The sequence below is a fragment of the Mycobacterium sp. NGS51 genome, from assembly GCF_059812525.1.
This window is the reverse complement of record NZ_JCALCV010000028.1, coordinates 1-22,701: the sequence shown is the minus strand read 5'-3', so window position 1 is coordinate 22,701 and position 22,701 is coordinate 1. Positions and strand designations below refer to the sequence as shown.

At 66.5% G+C, this 22,701-nt stretch carries 17 protein-coding genes; 7 read left to right on the top strand and 10 right to left on the bottom strand.

Going from position 1 to position 22,701, the window contains the following annotated elements; translation table 11 throughout:
* Positions 1–9: 9 nt before the first annotated feature.
* The 4 genes from AC5Y5W_RS23905 to AC5Y5W_RS23890 form a co-directional block, all read right to left on the bottom strand.
* A complete protein-coding gene (locus tag AC5Y5W_RS23905) occupies positions 10–915 on the bottom strand; it encodes a 5-oxoprolinase/urea amidolyase family protein (RefSeq protein WP_500013603.1) in 906 nt (301 codons plus the stop codon).
* Between the two features lie 10 nt (positions 916–925).
* Positions 926–1,576, bottom strand: coding sequence for a 5-oxoprolinase subunit B family protein (locus AC5Y5W_RS23900; protein ID WP_500013605.1), 651 nt, complete (start codon positions 1,574–1,576; stop codon positions 926–928).
* A 100-nt stretch (positions 1,577–1,676) separates the two neighbouring features.
* On the bottom strand, positions 1,677–2,654 hold the full coding sequence (locus tag AC5Y5W_RS23895; protein WP_500013607.1) for an ABC transporter substrate-binding protein: 978 nt from the start codon (positions 2,652–2,654) through the stop codon (positions 1,677–1,679).
* Between the two features lie 62 nt (positions 2,655–2,716).
* Positions 2,717–3,937, bottom strand: a complete 1,221-nt coding sequence (locus AC5Y5W_RS23890) for a DNA polymerase domain-containing protein (RefSeq protein WP_500013609.1) — start codon at positions 3,935–3,937, stop codon at positions 2,717–2,719.
* 47 nt (positions 3,938–3,984) lie between these two features.
* Here AC5Y5W_RS23890 and fadD2 point away from each other — a divergent pair, with 47 nt between their 5' ends.
* Positions 3,985–5,658 (top strand): long-chain-fatty-acid--CoA ligase FadD2, encoded by a 1,674-nt coding sequence (gene fadD2, locus AC5Y5W_RS23885; RefSeq protein WP_500013611.1) that lies wholly within the window; start codon positions 3,985–3,987, stop codon positions 5,656–5,658.
* A gap of 85 nt (positions 5,659–5,743) precedes the next feature.
* Here the strand turns inward: fadD2 and AC5Y5W_RS23880 are convergent, their stop codons facing one another.
* From AC5Y5W_RS23880 to AC5Y5W_RS23860, 5 genes are all read right to left on the bottom strand, one after another.
* Entirely contained in the window at positions 5,744–6,250 is a 507-nt protein-coding gene (locus tag AC5Y5W_RS23880; protein WP_500013613.1) for a DinB family protein, read from the bottom strand.
* A 172-nt stretch (positions 6,251–6,422) separates the two neighbouring features.
* Positions 6,423–8,621 (bottom strand): acyl-CoA dehydrogenase family protein, encoded by a 2,199-nt coding sequence (locus AC5Y5W_RS23875; RefSeq protein ID WP_500013615.1) that lies wholly within the window; start codon positions 8,619–8,621, stop codon positions 6,423–6,425.
* Positions 8,622–8,656: 35 nt separating this feature from the next.
* Positions 8,657–9,607 carry a 2-hydroxyacid dehydrogenase gene (locus AC5Y5W_RS23870; RefSeq protein WP_500013640.1) on the bottom strand — a complete coding sequence of 317 codons (951 nt, stop codon included), beginning with the start codon at positions 9,605–9,607 and terminating at the stop codon, positions 8,657–8,659.
* Positions 9,604–10,737: an alpha/beta hydrolase family protein gene (locus AC5Y5W_RS23865; RefSeq protein WP_500013618.1), complete on the bottom strand. Its 1,134-nt coding sequence runs from the start codon at positions 10,735–10,737 to the stop codon at positions 9,604–9,606. The genes AC5Y5W_RS23870 and AC5Y5W_RS23865 overlap by 4 nt, the downstream gene beginning before the upstream one ends.
* Before the next feature lies 1 nt (position 10,738).
* Positions 10,739–11,377, bottom strand: coding sequence for a TetR/AcrR family transcriptional regulator (locus AC5Y5W_RS23860; protein WP_500013642.1), 639 nt, complete (start codon positions 11,375–11,377; stop codon positions 10,739–10,741).
* 131 nt (positions 11,378–11,508) lie between these two features.
* Between AC5Y5W_RS23860 and AC5Y5W_RS23855 the strand changes: the two genes are divergently transcribed.
* Positions 11,509–12,084, top strand: coding sequence for a VOC family protein (locus AC5Y5W_RS23855; protein ID WP_500013620.1), 576 nt, complete (start codon positions 11,509–11,511; stop codon positions 12,082–12,084).
* A gap of 16 nt (positions 12,085–12,100) precedes the next feature.
* Here the strand turns inward: AC5Y5W_RS23855 and AC5Y5W_RS23850 are convergent, their stop codons facing one another.
* Positions 12,101–12,748 carry a TetR/AcrR family transcriptional regulator gene (locus tag AC5Y5W_RS23850; protein ID WP_500013622.1) on the bottom strand — a complete coding sequence of 216 codons (648 nt, stop codon included), beginning with the start codon at positions 12,746–12,748 and terminating at the stop codon, positions 12,101–12,103.
* 73 nt (positions 12,749–12,821) lie between these two features.
* Here AC5Y5W_RS23850 and AC5Y5W_RS23845 point away from each other — a divergent pair, with 73 nt between their 5' ends.
* The 5 genes from AC5Y5W_RS23845 to eccCa all read left to right on the top strand — a co-directional run bounded on the left by AC5Y5W_RS23845 (position 12,822) and on the right by eccCa (position 22,694).
* Positions 12,822–13,712 carry an oxygenase MpaB family protein gene (locus tag AC5Y5W_RS23845; protein WP_500013624.1) on the top strand — a complete coding sequence of 297 codons (891 nt, stop codon included), beginning with the start codon at positions 12,822–12,824 and terminating at the stop codon, positions 13,710–13,712.
* 59 nt (positions 13,713–13,771) lie between these two features.
* On the top strand, positions 13,772–14,677 hold the full coding sequence (locus tag AC5Y5W_RS23840) for a class I SAM-dependent methyltransferase (RefSeq protein WP_500013626.1): 906 nt from the start codon (positions 13,772–13,774) through the stop codon (positions 14,675–14,677).
* A 660-nt stretch (positions 14,678–15,337) separates the two neighbouring features.
* A complete protein-coding gene (gene eccA / locus AC5Y5W_RS23835; RefSeq protein WP_500013628.1) occupies positions 15,338–17,179 on the top strand; it encodes a type VII secretion AAA-ATPase EccA in 1,842 nt (613 codons plus the stop codon).
* Positions 17,176–18,744, top strand: a complete 1,569-nt coding sequence (gene eccB, locus AC5Y5W_RS23830; RefSeq protein ID WP_500013630.1) for a type VII secretion protein EccB — start codon at positions 17,176–17,178, stop codon at positions 18,742–18,744. Before eccA ends, eccB begins: the two co-directional genes overlap by 4 nt.
* Positions 18,741–22,694: a type VII secretion protein EccCa gene (eccCa, locus tag AC5Y5W_RS23825; protein ID WP_500013632.1), complete on the top strand. Its 3,954-nt coding sequence runs from the start codon at positions 18,741–18,743 to the stop codon at positions 22,692–22,694. The genes eccB and eccCa overlap by 4 nt, the downstream gene beginning before the upstream one ends.
* The last annotated feature ends 7 nt before the right edge of the window (positions 22,695–22,701 follow it).

The following is a 22,701-nucleotide window of genomic DNA, read 5'->3' as shown; positions in this document are numbered from 1 at the left end:
CCTACCGGTTTACCAGGCTGACTGGCTCGCGGCAGCAGCAGTCAGCGGCGTCCGCGGCCGCGACCAGTGCAACCGCACATACTGGCCGGGCCGCACCTGGGCAACCTTGTCGATGTCGTCCTCGGCGAGCACGCCGATCACCGGGTAGCCGCCGGTGATCGGATGATCCGGCCCCAAGATGACCGGCAAACCGTTGGGCGGCACCTGAATTGCGCCGCGAGCCGCTCCTTCGCTGGGCAACTGTCGGTCCGGCCAGCGGTACTGCATCGGACGGCCCTCCAGCCGCATCCCCACCCTGTCGCTGCGGTCGGAGACCATCCAGATGGTGCGCACGAGCGCATCGGGATCGGCGAGCCACTCGTCGCGCGGGCCCGGCACCACCAGCAGTTCCACCAGGTGCTCGTCGATCGCCGCTACCGGGGCCTGATCGAGTTCGGGATAGTCATCGGTGCGCTCGCCGATCGGCAGCACGTCGCCAGGCTGCAGCGGCAGCGGGCCGATTCCCGACATCACGTCGTAACTCCGCGAGCCGAGCACCGGTGTCACGTCGATACCGCCGCGCACTCCCAGATAACTGCGCAAGCCCGCCAACGGGGCACCCAGCGAAATCACGTCCCCGTCGCGGACATGCTGAACACTGTTGGTGCCGAACACGATTCCATTGACGGCTGGGTCCGTGTCGGCACCGGTCACGACGACGTCGACGTCACCGCCGCGGACTCGAGCCGAGAGGCCGCCGAAGGTCACTTCGATGGTGGCGCGGTCGTCGGGGTTGGCCACCAGCCGGTTGGCCAGCGTGTGCGAACCGCGATCCGCCGCTCCCGACCGGGTGACTCCGAGGTGAGCCAGACCGACCCGTCCGAGGTCCTGGACGAGTGCCAGCGGCCCGGTGCGCAGGATTTCCAGCGTGGTCATCGGTGCTCTCCTAGCCGGCTCGAAATTGAACCCACTTGCCCGGCGTGAGCAGCGCCGGGTCGGGCCGGTCGATATCCCACAGGACCGCAGTGGTGTGGCCGATCAGCTGCCAACCGCCGGGGGAGCGCCGCGGATAGATTCCGCTGAACTCTCCGGCCAGGCCCACCGCACCGGCCGGCACCGATTGCCGCGGCTCCGAGCGCCGCGGCACCGCCAGCCGCGGGTCGCCGCCGACGAGGTAGGCGAATCCCGGAGAGAATCCGCCGAATCCGACCTGCCAGGGCGTGGAGGTGTGGGCGTTGATGACCTGTGCGGTGCTCAGCCCGGTGCGGTCGGCAACCTCGGCAAGATCGGCACCGTCGTAGACGACGTCGATCACCACGTCGACGTGTCCGTCGGGCGGGGCAGTCTGCGCCGCCTCGGATGTCACCTGCAGGCGGCGTAACCGGTGCCGGGTGACGCCCTGATAGCGCGGCCCGTCGAGTTTGACCAAAATCGTGCGGGACGCGGCGACGATGTCGAGCACACCGGGCAGCGCCGCCTCGCGCAGGGCAGCTGTCCACGCCAAGACCTCGGCGCTGCTGTCGAATTGCAAAAGCAGTGCCTGATCACCGTAATCCAGAACGGTGTCGGTTACCTTCAGGTCCATTGCCACGCTCATTACTCGACGGTAACCTCGGCTTCCGGCGGCTGCCAGTAATTGTGGTGCTCTGCCAGAGGTGCCTTAGCGAACGCTCAGAGGGCCGCTGTTTTCGGCGAGCTCAGCCCAGGATTTTGGTGATCAGCGACGGCAGCTGGTCGGCCACCACCGGGTAGCTCAGGGGTGAGGCGAAGGTAAGCGCCCCGGCTAGGTCCTTGGTGGTGAAGACACTGCGCGGCCGAAGGTCCGCCACGCCCGGATCGGCCAGCAGCACCCGCTGGTCGTCTTCGCTGTCCGTTGTCCAGATCAGCACGTCGGTGGCGTCGAGCGCTGACTTGACCTTGTCGCGGGGAATGAACGCCCGCTGCTGATCGACGGCGAACTGGCTGATGCCCTCGGCGACCACCAGACCCATCCGGGTCAGAAACTCGGTGCGCCAGCCCGCCATCGTCGCCACCACATTGTCCTGGTAGAACGTGCCCTGCAGCAGCAGCGCCTTCTTGTCCTTGAATTGCGGATGCTGCTCACCGATCGTGGTGAACTTCTGGTCGACGCCGTCGACCAGCGACTTCATCTGATCGGACTGGAAAACCGCTTGGCCGATCGCGGTCGCCTGGTCCTTCCACGGCTCGAAGAACGCGTCGCCGCCGGACTGCGGGAGGGTCGGGGCGATCGCGGCCAGCTTCTGGTAGGTGTCGGCGTCTACTCCGGCGTTGGTGGCCACGATCAAATCGGGTTTCAGGCCGGCGATCTGGTCGACCTGAATTCCGTTGTCCAGGTTCAAGACAACGGGTTTGGCGTCGCCGAGTTTCGGCTGCGCCCACGGCCACACCGCGAACGGCTGATCGCCGAACCAGTTGGTCACCGCGATCGGCACGATCCCCACCGCGAGCAGATCGTCTTGCCCGGTGAAGCCGGCGCTGACCACCCGCGTGGGTGGCGCGGGGATTGTCGTCTCGCCGAACGCGTGTGGAATCGTTACCGCGCCGCCGCCCGGGGCGCCGGCGGTGGTCTTGTGCGACGAGCAGGCGGCCGTGGCGAGCAGTCCGGCCCCGCCGGCAAGACCCAGGAATGCGCGCCGGTTCCATCGTCGGTCCATCGCGTCAGTCCTCCGCCGCCTGCATCCAGCGATTGTCGCGTATGTACCGCGGTGGTGGGCCGTTAACGGCTGGGCCAAGGGCTGTAGTCGGCGATCAGCTCCTCCTGCGGCGGCCGTTGATCGGCCGGCACGTGCTGCAGGTTGATCCGGATTCGGTACCAGATCGAACTCGGTCCGCGCATGCCGTCGACGAGCACATCGACCGGCTGGAGTCGCTGGGCCACGTCGGGATAGCGGTCACGCCAGGTGTCCAGCGCAGCCATCGCCTCGTCCTTGGTCTTGGTGCGGGCGATCTCGATCAGCGGCATCGTCGAGGCCCGCCGGCCGTCCCGGGTCTTGTGCGCCCCTTTCGGTGCCTTCTCGGCGGGGCCGAGCTCCTCGGCCAGCGCGAGCAGCCGGTCCAGCGTTCCGGTGGCGTCGTCCATCCCCGCCCACGGGTCGCCGATGTCGGCGAACCGATCCGGCACGGTCGCCATCGTGAACGCCGCCGGGTCGCAGTCCGCGGCCTCATCCCAGCGCAGCGGCGTGGACACCCGGGCATCCGGCGTGGCCCGCACCGAATACGCCGAGGCGACCGTGCGGTCTTTGGCGTTCTGATTGAAGTCGACGAACACGCCCTGACGTTCTTCCTTCCACCACCGGCTGGTCGCCAGGTCAGGCGCGCGGCGCTCGACCTCGCGTGCCACCGTCTGGGCGGCCAGCCGGACCTGCCGGAACGGCCAGTCCGGCGCGATGCGCGCATAGATGTGGATGCCGCGCGACCCTGATGTCTTCGGCCACGGGGTCAGGCCGTAGTCCTCGAGCACTTCTCGTGCGACGGCGGCGACATCCACGATCTGCGGCCATCCCACGCCGGGCATCGGGTCCAGGTCGACGCGCAGCTCGTCGGGATGGTCGAGATCGCCAGCGAGCACCGGGTGCGGGTTGAGGTCGACGCAGCCCAGATTGATCGCCCACACCAGGCCGGCGGCGTCATCGATGACGGCCTCCTTGGCCGAAGTTCCCGACGCATAGCGCAGTTCGGCCACCCCGATCCAGTCCGGCCGTTTCGTGGGCGCCCGCTTCTGGAAGATGGCTTCCTGCTCGATGCCCTTGACGAAGCGTTTGAGGATCATCGGACGTCCGGCCACGCCCCGCAGCGCGCCCTCGGCGACGGCGAGGTAGTAGCGGATCAGGTCGAGCTTGGTGTAGCCGTGTTCTGGGAATACCACCTTGTCGGGGTGGGTGATCTCAACGTGGCGGCCGCCCACTTCCAATGACAGCGGACGGACCATGCACTTCATCGTAATTTGCCCGTCGCGGTGCGACCTGGCTCACATATGGTGGGGCTATGCCTAACCTTCCTGACCCGTTCGGGGCCACGGCCAAAGTCCAGCAATACGCCGAGCGCGGCCTGGCCGAACTGCACTATGTGCGCAAAATCTTCGAAGCAGGCGGGTTCCCGATCGAGCGGCCACAGAACGTGGCGGCGATGGCGAACGACATCCGCAAGTGGGGCGAGATCGGCATGCTGCCCGCGCTGCACGCGCGCCGCACCCCGGACAAGGTGGCGATCATCGACGACGAGGGCGAGTTCACCTGGAAGGAACTCGACGACGCCGCCAACGCCGTGGCCCACGGGCTGCTGGACAAAGGTGTCAAGGGCGGCGACGGCGTCGCCATCCTGGCACGCAACAGCCGCTGGTTTGCCATCGCGGAGTTCGGTTGCGCGCGGGTCGGAGCCCGCATCATCCTGCTCAACAGCTCGTTTTCCGGCCCGCAGATCAAGGAAGTGTCCGAGCGCGAAGACGCCAAACTGATCATCTACGACGACGAATACGCCAAGGACGTCAGCAAGGCCGAGCCGCCGCTGGGCAAGCTGCGCGCTCTGGGCACCAACCCCGACTCGGACGAGCCGTCGGGCAGCGAGGACGAGACGCTTGCCGACCTGATCGAAGGCAGCAGCGGCGAGCCCGCGCCCAAGGCCGGCAAGCACTCCTCGATCATCATTCTGACCAGCGGCACCACCGGCACCCCGAAGGGCGCGAACCGCAGCACCCCGCCGACGCTCGCGCCGATCGGCGGCATCTTGTCGCACGTGCCGTTCAAGGCCGGCGAGGTGACATCGCTGCCGGCGCCGATGTTCCACGCGCTGGGCTTCCTGCACGCCACGATCGGGACATTCCTGGGATCGACGCTGGTGCTGCACCGCAAGTTCAAGCCGGCGGTGGTGCTGGAAGACGTCGAGAAGCACAACGTATCGGCGATCGTCGTCGTCCCGGTGATGTTGTCGCGGATGCTCGAGGCCGTGGAGAAGATGGACAAGAAGCCCGATCTGTCCAGCTTGCGGATCGTGTTCATCTCCGGCTCGGCGCTGGGCGCCGACTTGGCCGAGCGTGCGCTCAAGGACCTCGGGCCCGTCGTCTACAACATGTACGGCTCGACTGAGATCGCGTTCGCCACCATCGCGGGACCGGACCATCTGGAATTCAATTCGTCGACGGTGGGGCCGGTTGTCAAAGGCGTCAAGGTCAAGATTTACGACGACAATGGCAAGGAGTTGCCGCAGGGCGAGGTCGGGCGGATCTTCGTGGGCAACGCCTTCCCGTTCGAGGGCTATACCGGCGGCGGCAACAAGCAGATCATCGATGGGCTGCTGTCATCCGGGGACGTCGGTTATTTCGACGAGCACAACCTGCTCTTCATCAGCGGTCGCGACGACGAGATGATCGTCTCCGGCGGCGAAAACGTCTTCCCCGCCGAAGTCGAGGATTGCATCACCGGCCATCCCGACGTCACGGAGGCCACCGCGATCGGCGTCGAGGACAAGGAGTGGGGCCACCGGCTGCGCGCCTTCGTCGTGAAGAAGGAGGGCGCCGACGTCGACGAGGACACCATCAAGAAGTACGTGAAAGACCAGCTGGCCCGCTACAAGGTGCCGCGCGAAGTGGTCTTCCTCGACGAGCTGCCCCGTAACCCAACCGGCAAGATCCTCAAGCGCGAGCTGCGCGAGATGGACGTCTAGCCGGGTCACCTTTGGCGCGAGCGTGCGTGCCCCCGGTCGACACGCCGGGTGAAATCCCGTTTCTGCGCACGCTCGTGATAGGAGCCTAGCCGTCGAAACCCGTTGCGCCGTCAAGTTGTTCGCGCACAATATCCAGTTGCCCAGTGTGACGTGCCGTCTCTTCGATCATGTGCACGTAGATCCAGCGCAGTGACACCTGCCCGAGCCGGACATGCGGCACCGCGTGATCCAGCGGATAGCGCGCCGCTATCCGTCGTGACTCGTCGCATTGCGTTCGGTATTCCGCGATCAACGTGGCCAATGATTCCTGAGGAAGAAACTCGAATTCCCAAGCACGGTCATGTGTGCGGCGGTTGTCGCTGATTCGCTCCTCAAGCAGCTGATCGAACCAGCCGTATTCCGCCCAGCGCAGGTGCTTGACCAGCCCGCCCACCGTCGTCGGCGAGGAAACCAGGCGGCGACGGGCGTCGGTGTCAGACAGGCCGGAAGCCTTGCGCACCACGATGTCTCGGTAGTCGTCAAGGAACGACTCCAGGGTTTCGCGCTCGCCGCCATCCGCGCGGTCGCGGCGAGTGGGCGGCTCTTCGGTCATGCCGGCGAACTTAGCAGGGATCAGGACGCTGGCGCGCGACGGGATTTCGGCTCCGCGCGAGCGTGCGCAGAAACGGTGAAAACCTCGGCGTGTCAACCGGGGACACGCACGCTCGGCCCAGAGGGGAGGGGCGCAGCAAGGGGACACGCACGCTCGCGCCGAGAAGTAAGCCTTACGGGTCGCGGGGGAGCCCCAGCAGGCGCTCGGCGATGATATTGAGCTGCACCTCCGACGTGCCGCCGTAGATCGTGGTGGCTCGGCTGGCCAGCAGGTATTCGGCCCACTTGCCGGGCAGCTGCTCCGGGTCGCCGATCGCGGCGTCGGCGCCGAAGGTGGACACCGCGAACTCGGCATAGCCCTGGCCGGTGCGCATCGACAGCAGCTTGGAGATGGCCGCCGAGGGCATCGCGTCGCCCCCGGCCAGCGTCAGCAGCGTCGAGCGCATGTTGAGCAGCTTGGCGGCGTGCCCCTCGGCGATCAACTGGCCCGCCCGGTTCTGCGCGACCTGGTCGAACTGACCGTCGCGAACGAAATCGACCAACTGGTCGAGGTTGGCCAAGAACGGCGCCTCGCTGCCGCCGATCGAAACCCGTTCTGCGGTCAGAGTATTGCGACTCACCTCCCAGCCGCGGTCGACCTCGCCGAGCACCAACTCGTCCGGCACAAACACATCGTCGATGAACACCGTGTTGAACATCGCGCCGCCGGTGAGCTCGCGAAGCGGTTTGACCTCCACGCCTTCACTGTTCATGTCCAGCAGGAAGTAGGTGATCCCATTGTGTTTCGGAACGTCGGGGTCGGTCCTGGCCAGCAACGCCCCCCACTGCGAGAACTGCGCAGCGGTGGTCCAGATCTTCTGGCCGGTGATGCGCCAGCCGCCGTCGGCCCGAGTTGCCTTGGTGGTCAGCCCGGCCAGGTCAGAACCGGCACCGGGCTCGGAAAATAGCTGACACCAGATCATTTCGCCGCGGAAGGTCGGCGGCAGGAACCGGAGCTTCTGCTCCTCGGTGCCGAACGCGACGATCGACGGGACGATCCACGACGCGATACCGATCTGTGGCCGCTTGACCCGGCCGGTGCTGAACTCCTGGGCCACGATGATCTGCTCGACCGGGCTGGACGCGCGGCCCCACGGCGTCGGCAGATACGGCAGCACCCATCCGCCTTCGGCGATCGCGGCGTTGCGTTCCTCGCGCGGGATCGCCTTGAGCGCAGCCACCTCGTCCCGGATTTCAGCTCGCAGTTTCTCGGTGTCGGGATCCAGGTCGATGTCGACTTTGCGCATACCGGTGCCGGTGGCGGTGTCGACCACCCGCTGCGGGTAGTCGGAGGTGCGGCCGAAGGATGCGGCCAGCATCAACGCGCGCCGGTAGTAGACGTTGGTGTCGTGTTCCCAGGTGAAGCCGATGCCGCCATGCACCTGAATGCAATCCTGCGTACAGTGCTGGGCGGCGGCAGGCGCCAGCGTCGCCGCCACCGCGGCGGCGAACTCGACCGCGGATGCTTGCACATCCCAATTGTTTTGGCGTGCTTCGTCGATCGCGCGGGCGGCGTCCCAGACGGCGGCGGTGGCCCGCTCGGTGTCGGCGATCATCTCGGCACACTTGTGTTTGATGGCCTGGAATTGACCGATCGGCCTGCCGAACTGTTCGCGGATCTTGGCGTACTCCGACGCCGTGTCGGTGGCCCACCGCGCGACCCCGACGGCCTCGGCCGACAACAAAGTCGACATCAGCGCGTGCGCGAGCGTCATGCTGAGGTTGCTCAGCACGGCGTCGTCACCCACCTCGACGGCATTGGCGCGGACGTGGGCGATCGGGCGCAGCGGGTCCACGCTCTGCACCGGTTCGATCTCGAGTTGATCGGCGCGCAGCACCACCCATTCCTCGCCGCTGTCGATCGCCACCGGTAGCACCAGGACCGACGCCTGAGCCGCGGCCGGCACCGCCCGCACTTCCCCGCGGATCACCAATCCGTCGCCGTGGCGGGTGGCGGTCAGCCCGGAATCCAGCGCGTAGGCGGCGACGGCGGCGCCCGTTGTCAGCTCGCCCAGCACTTTGGCGTCGGGATCGTGTGCCGAGATCAGCGCACTGGCAATCGCCGACGGCACAAACGGGCCGGGCACCGCGCCGTAGCCGAACTCAGCGAGCACGACGGCAAGCTCGAGGATGCCGAAACCCTGACCGCCGACAGCCTCGGCCAAGTGCACGCCCTGCAAGCCTTGGTCGGCGGCGGACTGCCAGTAGGGCGGCGGGTTGTCGATCGGTGTTTCCAGCGCGGCATGCAGCACCTCCGACGGCGCTACCCGCGCTACCAGGGACCGCACCGAGTCGGCCAGGTCTTGATGCTCAGGAGTTATCGCGATCGGCATTGCTCGCCTTCCTTCGGGACCTTCGTCCCCTCAATTTAATAACCGGTTGGTTGATTGACTACATGCGCGGGTTGTTGCCCGTCCCGCAGCCGCCGGCAATTGGCGACCGCCTCGACCAGATAGCGACGCATGGTGTCGGCGGTGTACCAGCTGACGTGCGGTGTCAGTACGACGTTGGCCAGGCTCAACAATGGGCTGTCGGGTGGGAGCGGTTCGACGGCGAAGACGTCCAGGCCCGCGGCGGCCAGCCCGCCGCCGCGCAACGCCTCGACCAGGGCATCTTCGTCGACGATCTCGCCGCGGGAGGTGTTGACCAGCACCGCTTCCGGCTTCAGCCGGGCCAGCCGGTCGCGGTCGAGCAGACCACGGGTGTCGGCCGTCAACGGCAGGTGCAGCGAGACGATCTCGCTGACGGCCAACAGCTCGTCCAGCGGCCGCCAGCCCGGCCGTCCGTCGTCGCGGGTACTGGTGTGCAGCACACGCGCGCCCATCGCGGCCACGACCTTCTCGACCCGTTTGGCGATGTTGCCGTATCCGATGAGGCCGACGGTGCAGCCGCCGATATCGCGCACGGCTTCGCCCAGCCGCGGATCGGCCGGCCAGCCGCGACCGTCGCGGGTGGCGCAATCCAGCACCGGCAGCCGACGCAGGGCGGCCAGCATCAGCAGCACCGCTCCTTCGGCCACCGAGGGCGCGTTGGCGCCCGGCATGTTGGCCACCGCGATGCCGCTCTCGGTAGCGGCCTCGACGTCGATGGTGTTGACTCCGGCCCCCAGCTTGTGCACCAGGCGCAGCCGCGGTCCGCGCCGCAGATCGGGCCCAGAGAGAGGCCGCAGCACATGCCAAAGGACCTCGGCTTCGGGCAGCTCACGGTAGAAGGTGTCGTCGTCGTCCTCGGCACACCATCGGATATCGAGCCAGTCCGCCTCCGGCGCAACGAAATCCAACACCTCGTCACCGGGCACGAAGTGGGCGAGGACTCTCAGCGCCACCGCTTGGCAATCCACTTGGCGATCACGTCGGCCTGCTCGCTGCGCGCCCCGGGAGTGGTGAAGTAGTGATCGGTATCGATGGTGCACAGCATCTTGTCGGTGCCGGCCAGCGCGTCGCAGATGCGTTGAGCGTCCGACGGGAAGACGCCCGTGTCGGCTTCGGCGTTGATGACCAGCCCGGGGCAGGTGATGCGCCTCAGATGCGGCTCGGCCCGGGTCTGCGCGGTTCGCAAGCTCCACATGCCCAGCCAGTTGCGCAGCGTGCATGCCGCGGCGATGCCGTGCGCGGAACGATTCGCCTTGGCCGGGATGCCGGCATAGCACATGTTGGGCTGCCGTTTGGTGGGCTCGATGCTCGGATCGACCATCCGGGGGTCGGCCCAGGTTCGCATAACGGTGAAAGGGATGTCGGAAAAACCCGCGGCCTGAACACGTTTCAGCTCCTTCTCGGCCCAATCGGTGATCGCGCGGTTGCGTGCGACCTGCGCGGAGCGGTAGCGGGTGAGGAACTCCGGTGAATAAGGTGGGCCGTTGTTTTCGTTGAACAGGTCGAGGTCTGGATCGGTGGCGACAGGGTCGTTCTCGTCGACGACGGCGCCGTCCATCCATGCGGTCAATACGTCGGGGCGGCCGGGATGGGCAGCGCTGGCGATGTATCCGTCGGCGGGCAGCAACTCGGTCAGCCCGGCCGCGGGCCGCATACCCGGCAGCGGAGTCACATTCGGGTCGACCGCTTGGGACTGGTAGGCGGCCATCAACGAGCCGCCCCCGGAGTTACCCAGCAACACAACGGTTTCCACAGCCTGCACTTCACGAAGCCAGCGGACGCCGACGCCGATGTCGACGAGAGCATGGTCGAGGAGAAAGCTGCTCTCAAAACCGCGGAACCGGGTGTTCCAGCCCAGAAATCCGATGCCGCGGGTGGCCATGTAGTCGGCGAGATAGTGCTCGGAGAAGTCGATCTGGTAGTGGGTGGCGATCATCGCCACTTTGGGCTTGCGGCCCACACCGCGGTGATACAGGCCTTGGCAGGGGTGCCCGCCGGCGCCGGCGCGCCGGGCGGTCGGTGACGGTAGTCCGACGAATTCGCGGAGAACGCCCGCTGCTCCGGTATTGCGAGTCACGTCAGTCGACCTCCTTGGAGTAGATGGCTCGATAGAAGATGTTGGCCAGCGTGTTGATGCAGGCCTCGTCGTCGGGTTCACCGACCTCATCCGAACGAGCGCCGCTCAGCTGCAAGTAGCAGAACTGGTTGAACATCGCCACGATCGCCACCGCGACCAGCTGGGGGTCATCGTCGGGGCAGTAGCCTTCGCTCTGTGCACGTCGCACGGTTTGGGCGATGAAGGCGATGGGGCCCGCGCAGATTTCGGCCCAGTACTGCGCGAAGTCGTCGTTGATGATCGCCAGCTGTGACACCCCGATCATCTCCGCGAGCCGATGGCGGTAGGTGTGCCAGTGCGCGGCCGCGGCCTGCTGGGCGCGTTCGCGGTTCGAAAGACCATGCCGGGTGATGGTTTTCGCGCGGTCATTGGCTTCGTCGCGGAAACGCAACGCCCACTGGCGGACCATTGCCTCTTTGGAGTCGTAGTAGTTGTAGAACGACGCCGTCGATCGGCCCGCTTCGGTAGCGATGTCGGCGATGGTCGCAGCCAGGATTCCCTTGCGGGCGATGACGGCCCGGGCCGCGGCGTCAATGGCCGCCTGGGTCCGCCGGCCGCGATGTGTCGGCAATTCGACGCGTTGGCCGGGTTGCTCGGACACGGCTGACACCGGACGGCTCCTTTCCCTGCGACCCTGCGACCCCTGGAAGAGAACTGAATCTGATGTTAGATTCAGTTTCGGGTATTCGCCACGGATCGGCAATCCACCCGCCGACGAACGGGAGTCGGAAGATGATCAAGCCGCACAACACCAACACCGAATTCGAACTCGGCGGCATCAATCACGTCGCGTTGGTGTGTTCGGACATGGCGCGCACGGTGGACTTCTACAGCAATGTGCTGGGCATGCCGTTGATCAAATCGCTGGATCTACCGGGTGGCCAGGGCCAGCACTTCTTCTTCGACGCCGGCAACGGCGATTGCGTCGCCTTCTTCTGGTTCGCCGAAGCCGCCGACCGGGTGCCCGGCGTCTCGTCGCCGGCCGCGATCCCGGGGATCGGCGAGATCACCAGCGCGGTCAGCACGATGAACCATCTGGCCTTCCACGTGCCGGCCGAGAAGTTCGACGACTACCGGAAGCGACTCAAGGAGAAGGGCGTGCGGGTCGGGCCGGTGCTCAACCACGACGAGAGCGAGATGCAGGTCTCGGCCACCGTGCACCCGGGTGTGTACGTGCGCTCGTTCTACTTTCAGGATCCCGACGGCATCACGCTCGAGTTCGCTTGTTGGACGAAAGAATTCACTGAGAGCGATGCGCGGGCAGAACCCAAGACGGCCGCTGACCGACGGGTGCCGGTGGGCAACTAGCCGGCGCTGCCGCGGCTTAGTCGCGATACAACGCCGGATCGGCCAGCCGGTCGAGGGTCGTGGTGAGTTGCTCGACCAGTTCGTCGGGGGTCAGCGACACCGCACCGGCCAACCAGGCGCTGATGGTTTGCCCGACGCCGCCGACCACGAAGTGCGCGGCGGCGGCAATGCGGTCGTTCTCCGGGATCCGCGAGAGCTGACCGGCGTGCCTGCCCAGCAGGGTGGCGAACAGCGCAGTGGACTCCACGCGTTTGCGCATCAGCACCGGGTCGGTCAAGTGCGCGCTGAACAGCAGGCGCCCGACGCGCGGATCGCCGGAGATGGTCTGCACGATATTGGCCATCCCGGCACGCGATTGCTGGTCGGGTGGCACCGCGTCGACGGAAGCCTGCGTCGCCGCCGCGAGATCGGCCACCACCCAGTCGAAGACCGCACAGACGAACGCATCCTTGTCGGCGAAGCTCTCGTAGAAGTAGCGGGCGGTCACCCCGGCCCGCCCGCAGATAGCGCGCACCGTCAACTCGGACCAATCCCGCTCGCTGGCCCCGAGCAAGTCCAAGCCGGCCGCAAGCAGCCGGCCCCGCCGCTCGGCCAGCCGGTCGGCTGGCTCGACCCCGCGGTAAGGGCGCACGCTCGTCGTCTCCGTCGCAGCCATACGTCCCATCTTGACATCGCAGGGAGCTGCGCGGCAATATCAGGAAACAAGTGTTATCAGAATTAGCGGAGCAGGTAAGGCAATGACAACCGATCACGTTGAACGAGCGGTCAGCGATCCGCCGATACCAGCATTGGCGCGCCGCCGACCCAAGCGCGCCGCCCGTATTGACGACCAGTTGATGGGCATGGCACTGCTGCTCGGCCCGGCCAACGTGATCATGCAATTGGCCCGGCCCGGCGTCGGCTACGGCGTCGTGGAAAGCCGGGTGGAAAGCGGCCGGGTCGACTTGCACCCGATCAAGCGGGCCCGCACCACGTTCACGTACCTCGCAGTGGCGATGGCTGGCAGTGACGACCAGAAAGCGGCGTTTCGTCGCGCGGTGAACCGTGCCCACGCCGAGGTCTACTCGACCGCCGAGAGTCCGGTCAAATACAACGCCTTCGACCCGGAGCTGCAGATGTGGGTGGCGGCCTGCCTCTACAAGGGTGGTGTCGATTTCTATCGCACCTTCATCGGCGAGATCGACGAAGACGATGCTGAACAGCACTACCGCGAAGGCATGGTGCTCGGTACCACGCTGCAAGTGCCGCCGGAGATGTGGCCGGCCGACCGCGCCGCGTTCGACAAGTACTGGCAGGAGTCGGTGGACAAGGTGCACATCGACGACACCGTGCGCGACTACCTGTACCCGATCGCCGCATCCAGGATGCGCGGGATGACGTTGCCCGGTCCGCTGCAACGATGGGCCGAGAAGCCCGCACTGCTGATCACCACCGGCTTCTTGCCACAACGCTTCCGCGACGAGATGCAGCTACCGTGGGACGCCGCCAAGCAGCGGCGGTTCGACCGCTTGATGGCCGTGCTGCGCACTGTCAACAAACTGCTGCCTGGCTTCATCCGGCGGTTCCCGTTCAACGTGTTGCTCTGGGACTTGGACCGGCGGATCAAGTCCGGCCGCCCACTGGTCTGACGATTGCGCTTGAGTCCCAGCGGGACTGACGCCTCGCGCACGAGCGTAGGGTCGGTTGAGTGCGTACTGAAGGCGACAGCTGGGACATCACAACGAGTGTCGGTTCGACCGCTTTATTCGTGGCCACCGCTCGAGCTTTGGAGGCGCAAAAGCCCGATCCCCTGGTCGTCGACCCGTTCGCGGAGGTCTTCTGCCGCGCGGCGGGTGGTGACTGGGCCGGTGTGCTCGACGGTCATGTCCCCGACCATCAACTGAAAACGCCCGAGTTCGGTGAGCATTTCGTCAACTTCCAGGGCGCGCGAACGAGGTACTTCGACGACTATTTCCGGCACGCGGCCGATGCCGGTGTCCGCCAGGGGGTCATCCTGGCGGCCGGACTGGATTCCCGCGCCTACCGACTGCCCTGGCCCGACGGAACGACGATCTTCGAGCTGGACCGTCCCGAGGTTCTCGAATTCAAGCGTGACGTGCTCGACGAGCACGGCGCCAGTCCGCGTGCCGAGCGCCGCGAGGTCGCCGTCGACCTGCGTGAAGACTGGCCGCACGCATTGCAGGACAGCGGGTTTGATCCGGGCAAGCCGTCCGCCTGGATTGCTGAGGGTCTGCTGATCTACCTTCCGGCCGCCGCGCAGCACCAGTTGTTCAGCGGGATCGACGCATTGGCCGCGCCAGGTTCGCACCTCGCCGTCGAGGACGGTGCTCCGCTGCCGGCCGATGATTTCGCCGCCGCCGTCGAAGAAGAGAAGGCCGCGAGGGCCGAAGGTGACCAGCGTCTGTTCTTCCAGCTTGTCTACAACGAGCAGTGCGCACCCGCTGAGCAGTGGTTCGGCGAGCGCGGTTGGACCGCGACGCCGACCCCGTTGGCCGATTACCTGCGTGAGGTGGGCCGTCGGGTGCCCGAGCCCGATTCCGAGGCTGGACCCATGATCGCTCGCAACACGCTGGTCAGCGCCGTCAAGGCATAAGCCGTCGATCCCTTGGCGGTTGCTGCGGATCGGGCCCATCTCCGTAGATGCGGCGTGCAAGCGGTATATGATCCGCTAGTTGCAGTTCTAAATGGCGATTCTGGCCGCTCTTGCCGCTCAGATTCTCGCCGCGATACCGATCCGGGGTTTCCCCGGCGGCGGTGCCTACCCTCAGGTCGCCGACCACTGCGCCGGCCAGTGCGAAGCCGGAGAAGGAATAGGAACGCGATGGAACCGAGGGGTCCCCGCAGCCGACTACCTGTTCGGCCGGTCCGCGACGGCTTGGAACCGGCCGATGACTGCCCCTAACCTCCGGGTGATTCCCGATGCCCCACCGACTCTGAGGACGCCGACCACTGTGCCCGCTTTGCCGCGCGCCTCGTCGCTAATGACACTCATTTTCATTAACGCTCGTGGCGGAGTAACGTGCCGTCCCGAACGAGGGTCGGGACCTTCCCGGACGAGCGTCGACCTGCAACCCCGACGCACCTCGAAAGGAGGCTGCCATGTCTGCTGATGTGCGGCAGGAACGTCCCCGCCTGCGGGTGACCGAGGCCACGCCCTGGCCCCAAGGGGCCATCTCGACACTTAGCTTATCCAATGCTAACTTCAGCGAAGTTAGCTTAGGCAATGCTATTACCGAGGGGAGGCGACGGGGTCGTGGAAAGCGCTGACACCGGCACGCTCGCGACCCGGCCCACAGCGGTCCGCGTCGACGATGACGTCATCAGCCGGTTCGCCACCTGCTGTCGGGCGCTGGGCCTCACCGTGTACGACCGGCGTCGCCCCGCCGACTTGACTGCCGCCAAATCCGGGTTCACCGCGCTGACCCGCGTCGCGTACGACCAGTGCGACGCCTGGACCGGGCTGGCCGCCGCCGGGGACGTGTCAGCCCATGTGCTGGAAGCGGTTTCACGGACCGCGGCCACTGCTGGCGTCCTGCAGCGGCAGGTCGAGCTGACGCCGGGCGCCCTGGGCTTCCGCTACGACACCGGACTGTATTTACAGTTCCGCGCCACCGAGCCCGACGGTTTCCACCTTGCCTACGCCGCGGCGCTGGCAGCCGACGGGAAATACGCCGAGGCGCACCAGGTGGTCACCGAAGTCACCGAACGCCGGCCGAGCTGGCTTGATGCCCGGTGGGTTGCCGTCGCCATCCAATACCGCGCCGAGCGGTGGTCGGATGTCGTCAAGTTACTGACCCCGATCGTCAACGACGTCGGCTTGGACGAGACCTACGCGCACGCCGCCAAGATCACCCTGGGGATCGCGTTGGCCCGGCTGGGCATGTTCGCCCCGGCATTGTCGTACCTCGAAGAGCCCGATGGCCCGGTCCCGGTCGCCTCGGTCGATGGTGCGCTGGCCAAAGCGCTGACGCTGCGCGCCGACGAGGATGAGGACACCGCCCGAGAGGTGCTGCAGGATCTCTACGCGGCCAACCCGGAGAACGACCAGGTCGAGCACGCCCTGTCCGATCCCACGTTCGGCATCGTTACCACCACCGGGGCCCGCATCGACGCCCGCACCGACCCGTGGGATCCCCACACCGAACCCGGTGCCGAAGATTTCATCGACCCCGAAGCCCACGAGCGCAAGGCCGCACTGCTGGCGGAAGCCGAACACGAGCTCAGCGAGTTCATCGGTCTGGACCAGGTCAAAAACCAGGTGCAGCGACTCAAGAGCTCGGTGTCCATGGGGCTGCTGCGCGAGCAACGCGGGCTGGAGGTGGCACAACGCACCTACCACCTGGTCTTCACCGGGCCGCCCGGAACCGGCAAGACCACCATCGCTCGCGTGGTGGCCAAAATCTATTGCGGCCTGGGGCTTTTGAAGAAAGAGAACATCAAAGAGGTGCACCGCGCCGACTTGATCGGCCAGCACATCGGTGAGACCGAAGCCAAGACCAACGCGATCATCGACAGCGCTTTGGACGGGGTGCTGTTCCTCGACGAGGCCTACGCGCTGGTGGCCACCGGCGCCAAGAACGATTTCGGTCTGGTCGCGATCGACACGCTGCTGGCCAGGATGGAAAACGACCGCGATCGCCTGGTCGTCATCGTCGCCGGTTACCGGGCCGACCTGGATCGGTTCCTCGACACCAACGAAGGTCTGCGATCACGGTTTACCCGCAATATCGACTTCCCGTCCTACTCGGCGTCGGAACTGGTCGAAATCGCCAACCACATGGCGGGCAAGCGCGACAGTGTCTTCGAACAACCCGCCCTCGACGATCTCGAGGCACTGTTCGACCGGTTGGCCAACTCGACGAGACCCGACGCTGCGGGCGTCCAACGGCGCAGCCTCGACATCGCCGGTAACGGCCGCTTCGTTCGTAACACCGTCGAAAGATCGGAAGAGGAACGCGAATTCCGATTGGACCATTCAGAGAAAGCCGAAAGCGGTGAGTTCACCGACGAGGAATTGATGACCATTACTGCCCCTGACGTCAGGAACTCGGTGGAGCCGCTGCTGCGTGGCCTGAACCTGTGGGAGTCGGCATGACGACCCCATCAGACGACGAGCGGCGCTCGTTCGCGTCGCGCACCCCGGTCAACGACAACCCCGACAAGGTGGATTACCGGCGCGGCTTTGTCACCCGCCACCAGGTGACCGGCTGGCGGTTCGTGATGCGCCGGATCGCCTCCGGTGTTGCCCTGCACGACACCCGGATGCTCGTCGACCCACTGCGCACCCAGACCCGTGCGGTGATGATGGGCGTGCTGATCGTGGTCACCCTGCTGGTGGGCTGTTTCGTGTTCTCGCTGATCCGGCCCAACGGGTCGGCGGCCAACAACGCCGTACTGGCCGACCGGTCCACCGCCGCGCTTTATGTACGGGTCGGTGACCGGTTGCACCCAGTGCTCAACTTGACTTCGGCCCGACTCATCGCCGGTCGGCCTGTCAACCCCACCACGGTGAAAAGCACTGAGCTGGACCAGTTTCCGCGTGGCAACCTGATCGGCATCCCGGGCGCCCCCGAGCGGATGGTGCAAAACACCGCCAAGGACGCCGACTGGACGGTGTGCGACGCCGTCGGCGGTCCGGCCACCGGCGTCACAGTGATCGCAGGAACCCTGGAAACCAGCGGCGCACGCGCCGGACTGCTGCCGGCGGGGCGGGCGATCCTGGCTGCCAATCCGACCGGCACCTGGCTGCTTTGGGAGGGCCGACGCAGCCGAATCGATCTGGCCGACCGGGCCGTCACCGGCGCGCTGGGCTTCGGCGCGGAGGTGCCCAAACCACGGCCGATCGCCGCGGGCCTGTTCAATGCGATTCCCGAAGCGCCGGCGCTGACTGCTCCGGCGATCCCGGAGGCAGGCAACCCACCGGCGTTCGGGCTGTCCGCCCCAGCGCCGATCGGTGCCGTCGTCGTCGCCTACGCGGCGGACAACTCCGTGTTGTACTACGCGGTATTGCCCGATGGGCTGCAGCCGATTTCGCCGGTACTGGCTGCGGTGCTGCGCAACGCGAACTCCTACGGCCTGGACCAGCCGCCGCGACTGGGCGCCGACGAGGTCGCCAGGCTGCCGGTGTCGCGGATGCTCGACACCGACCGCTACCCCAACCAGCGGATCAGTCTGGTCGACGCCGCCCGTGACCCGGTGTCCTGCGTGAATTGGAGCAAGGCCGCCGGGGCCGCCACCAATTCGCTGACGTTGTTGTCGGGTTCGGCACTTCCGATACCCGAGGCGATGCACACCGGGGATCTGGTCGGCGCCGGGACGAACGGCATCGCCACCCGCGTCGCGTTGGCGCCCGGCAGCGGCTATTTCACCCAGACCGTCGGCCAAGATGCGGCGTCACCGGCTGCCGGATCACTGTTTTGGATCGCCGACACCGGTGTGCGCTACGGCATCGACAACGAAGCCACCGATGCCACAGGACGCGCGAAAACCGTTGAAGCACTTGGTTTGAACCCGCCGCCAACCCCCATCCCGTGGTCGGTGCTGTCATTGTTTGCGCCCGGCCCGACACTGTCGCGGGCCGATGCGCTGCTGGCCCACGACGGCTTGGCGCCCGACGCCAAGCCAGGTCGGACCACCAAAGCCGAGCTGGAGACACGATGAGCCGACTGATCTTCGAGGCCCGCCGTCGGCTGCCACCGCCGGCAACCCGTAAGGGCGCCATCAACATCGAGGCGCCGCCCGAACTGCAGCGTGCCATTCCGCCGTCGATGCTGCGGCGGGCGTTGCCGGTGGTCATCGTGATCCTGATCGTGGGAATGATCGTCGCGATGGTCGCCACCGGGATGCGGGTGATCTCCCCGCAGACCCTGTTCTTTCCGTTTGTACTGTTGCTGGCCGCAACCGCGCTATACCGCGGCACCGACAACAAGATGCGCACCGAGGAAGTCGACGCCGAGCGGGCTGACTACCTGCGCTACCTTTCGGTGGTCCGCGACAACATCCGGGCGCAGGCCGCTGAGCAGCGGGCGGCTGCCGAGTGGTCGCACCCCGACCCTGCCGAACTGGCCGCGATCCCCGGCTCGCGACGCCAGTGGGAACGCGACCCCCACGACGCCGACTTCCTGGTGGTGCGGGCCGGACTGCACTCGGCACCGCTGGACACGGCACTGCGCGTCAACGACACCGCCGACGAAATCGATCTGGAACCGGTGTCGCACAGCGCGTTACGCAGCCTGCTGGACACCCAGCGGACCGTCTCCGACATTCCAGCCGGTATCGACCTGACCAAGGTCGCGCGGATCACCGTGCTCGGGGACGAGGAGGAGGTGCACGCCGCGCTGCGCGCGTGGATTGCTCAGGCGGTGACCTGGCATGACCCGACAGTGCTCGGGATCGCGGTGGCTACACCCGAACTGGAGGCGCCGCACTGGTCGTGGCTGAAGTGGCTGCCGCACGCCGACGTTCCCGGCGAGCTCGACGGCGTCGGTCCCGCCCGCTACCTGTCGGCGCGGCCGGAGGAACTGATCGCACTACTGGCTCCAGCACTGGCGGATCGTCCGGCGTTCACCGGCACACCAGCTGACACGTTGCGGCACTTGCTGATTGTCGTCGACGATCCCGATTACGACCTGAACGCCTCGCCGTTGGCCTTCGGCCGCGTCGGCGTCACGGTGGTGCACCGATCGAGCAAGGCACCGCACCGCGAGCAGTATTCCGATCCCGAACGGCCGATCCTGCGGATCGCCAACGGTGTCGTCGAGCGTTGGCAGACCGGTGGTTGGCAGCACTACATCGACACCGCCGACGGCTTCGGTGCCGACGACGCCGGCCATCTGGCTCGGCGGCTGTCCCGGTGGGATTCCAACCCGACCCACAGCGGCCTGCAGTCGGCCGCCACCCGCGGTGCGGCGTTCACGACGCTGCTGGGAATTCCGGATGCGTCACGGCTCGACGTGCCGACGTTGTGGGCGCCCCGTCGCCGCGACGACGAGTTGCGGGTCCCGGTCGGGGTCACCGCTACCGGTGAACCGCTGATCTTCGACCTCAAGGACGAAGCCGAAGGCGGGATGGGCCCGCACGGCCTGATGATCGGCATGACAGGCGCCGGGAAATCCCAGACCTTGATGTCGATCTTGTTGTCGCTGTTGACGACTCACTCAGCCGATCGGCTGATCGTGATCTACGCCGACTTCAAGGGTGAGGCCGGCGCTGACATCTTCCGGCACTTCCCGCAGGTGGTCGCGGTCATCTCCAACATGGCCGAGAAAAAGGCGCTGGCCGACCGATTCGCCGACACGCTGCGCGGCGAAGTCGCCCGTCGGGAAATGCTGCTGCGCGAGGCGGGGCGAGCGGTCCAGGGCAGCGCCTTCAACTCGGTGACCGAATACGAGAACGCGATTGCGGCCGGACACGACCTGGCTCCGATCCCGACACTGTTCGTGGTCGCCGACGAGTTCACCTTGATGCTGGCCGACCATCCCGAGTACGCCGAACTGTTCGACTACGTGGCCCGTAAAGGTCGCTCCTTCCGAATCCACATCCTGTTCGCCTCGCAGACCCTGGACATCGGCAAGATCAAGGACATCGACAAGAACACCTCCTACCGGATCGGGCTGAAGGTGGCCAGCCCAGCCGTGTCCCGCCAGATCATCGGTGTGGAGGACGCGTATCACATCGAATCCGGCAAGGAGCACAAAGGCGTCGGCTTTTTGGTGCCTGCGCCGGGGGCCGCACCGATCAAGTTCCGCAGCACCTACGTCGACGGCATCTACGATCCGCCGCGAGCTGCGAAAACCCTTGTGGTGCATGCTGTTCCCGAGCCTAAGCTGTTCCCGGCGGGCCGGGTGGAGCCGGATCAGAACACGGTGATCGCCAGTAGTGACGACGAGGAGCAGACCGGGCCGCCGCGCAAGCTGATCGCCACCATCGGCGACCAGTTGGCGCGCTACGGGCCGCGCGCGCCAGAGTTGTGGTTGCCGCCGCTCGACGACCCGATCCCACTGGGCACCGTGCTGGCACGCGCAGGTGTGCCGCAACGGCAGTGGCGCTGGCCGCTGGGTGAAATCGACAAGCCGTTCGAGATGCGCCGGGACCCGCTGGTGTTCGACGCCCGTTCGGCCGCGGGCAACATGGTGATTCACGGCGGCGCGAAGTCGGGCAAATCGACCGCGCTGCAGACGTTTATCCTGTCGGCCGCGAACCTGCACTCACCCGCCGAGGTGAGTTTCTACTGCCTGGACTACGGCGGTGGGCAGCTGCGGGCCCTCGAGGACCTCGCGCATGTCGGCAGTGTGGCCTCGCCACTGGAACCAGAGCGCATCCGTCGTACCTTCGGTGAGCTCGAGCAGTTGCTGCGGCTACGGCAACAGCGAGAGGTGTTCCGCAACCGGCACGAGTCCGCCCCCGATGACGGGTTCGGCGAGGTGTTTTTGGTGATCGACAACCTCTATGCCTTCAGCCGGGACAACACCGATCAGTTCAACACCCGAAACCCGTTGCTGACCAAGGTTACCGAGCTGGTCAACGTGGGCCTGGCCTACGGCATCCACGTGATCATCACCACCCCGAGCTGGCTGGAGGTGCCGCTGGCGATGCGGGACGGGCTCGGGTTGCGGTTGGAGCTCAAGCTGCACGACCCACGCGACAGCAACGTCCGCGTGATCGGCGCGCTGCGCCGTCCGGCCGAGGCGGTACCGCCCGACCAACCCGGCCGTGGTCTGACGATGGCTGCCGAGCATTTCCTGTTCGCGGCCCCGAATCTGGTCCAGGTGGGCGAGATCAACGCGCGTCATCCCGGTACGTCGGCGCCACCGGTGCGGTTGCTGCCCACCAACCTCGCGCCGGCCGCGATCGGCGCCACCTCTCGAGGTCCGGATCGGGTGGTCATCGGCCAGCGTGAAGAGGACTTGGCCGCAGTCGAACTCGACTTCGCCGACAACCCGTTGCTGTTGGTCCTCGGTGACACGAAGACGGGCAAGACCACGCTGCTGCGTCACATCATCCGCACGATCCGCGAGCACAGCACGCCCGACCGGGTTGCGTTCACCGTGCTGGACCGACGACTGCACCTGGTCGACGAGCCGCTGTTCCCGGACAACGAGTACACCGCCAACATCGACCGCGTCATCCCGGCGATGCTCGGCTTGTCGGCGCTGATCGAGCAGCGCCGGCCGCCGGCGGGCATGTCGGCAGCCGAACTGAGCGGTTGGTCATATCAGGGGCACACCCACTACCTGATCATCGACGACGTCGACCAGATCCCGGACACCCCGGCGATGACCGGGCCCTACATCGGGCAGCGGCCCTGGACCAACCTGATCGGACTGCTGGCCCAAGCCGGCGATCTGGGTCTGCGAGTGATCGTCACTGCCCGGGCCACCGGGTCGGCGCACGCATTGATGACTAGCCCGCTGATGCGCCGGCTCAACGATCTGCAGGCGACCACACTGATGCTGTCGGGTAATCCGGCTGACGGGGGCAAGATCCGCGGTCAGCGATTCGATCGGTTGCCGGCCGGCCGGGCAATCCTGTTGGGCGACAGCGATACCCCCACATATGTGCAGTTGGTCAATCCTCTGGTTGACGAGAGGGTGGCCGTTGATGGTCGATGAGATTCGT

Bases quoted from the DNA above. Each gene is read 5' to 3' on its own strand.
- AC5Y5W_RS23905 (WP_500013603.1), bottom strand. From the start codon at position 915: ATGACCACGCTGGAAATCCTGCGCACCGGGCCGCTGGCACTCGTCCAG.
- AC5Y5W_RS23900 (WP_500013605.1), bottom strand. From the start codon at position 1,576: ATGAGCGTGGCAATGGACCTGAAGGTAACCGACACCGTTCTGGATTAC.
- AC5Y5W_RS23895 (WP_500013607.1), bottom strand. From the start codon at position 2,654: ATGGACCGACGATGGAACCGGCGCGCATTCCTGGGTCTTGCCGGCGGG.
- AC5Y5W_RS23890 (WP_500013609.1), bottom strand. From the start codon at position 3,937: ATGAAGTGCATGGTCCGTCCGCTGTCATTGGAAGTGGGCGGCCGCCAC.
- fadD2 (WP_500013611.1), top strand. From the start codon at position 3,985: ATGCCTAACCTTCCTGACCCGTTCGGGGCCACGGCCAAAGTCCAGCAA.
- AC5Y5W_RS23880 (WP_500013613.1), bottom strand. From the start codon at position 6,250: ATGACCGAAGAGCCGCCCACTCGCCGCGACCGCGCGGATGGCGGCGAG.
- AC5Y5W_RS23875 (WP_500013615.1), bottom strand. From the start codon at position 8,621: ATGCCGATCGCGATAACTCCTGAGCATCAAGACCTGGCCGACTCGGTG.
- AC5Y5W_RS23855 (WP_500013620.1), top strand. From the start codon at position 11,509: ATGATCAAGCCGCACAACACCAACACCGAATTCGAACTCGGCGGCATC.
- AC5Y5W_RS23850 (WP_500013622.1), bottom strand. From the start codon at position 12,748: ATGGGACGTATGGCTGCGACGGAGACGACGAGCGTGCGCCCTTACCGC.
- AC5Y5W_RS23845 (WP_500013624.1), top strand. From the start codon at position 12,822: ATGACAACCGATCACGTTGAACGAGCGGTCAGCGATCCGCCGATACCA.
- eccB (WP_500013630.1), top strand. From the start codon at position 17,176: ATGACGACCCCATCAGACGACGAGCGGCGCTCGTTCGCGTCGCGCACC.
- eccCa (WP_500013632.1), top strand. From the start codon at position 18,741: ATGAGCCGACTGATCTTCGAGGCCCGCCGTCGGCTGCCACCGCCGGCA.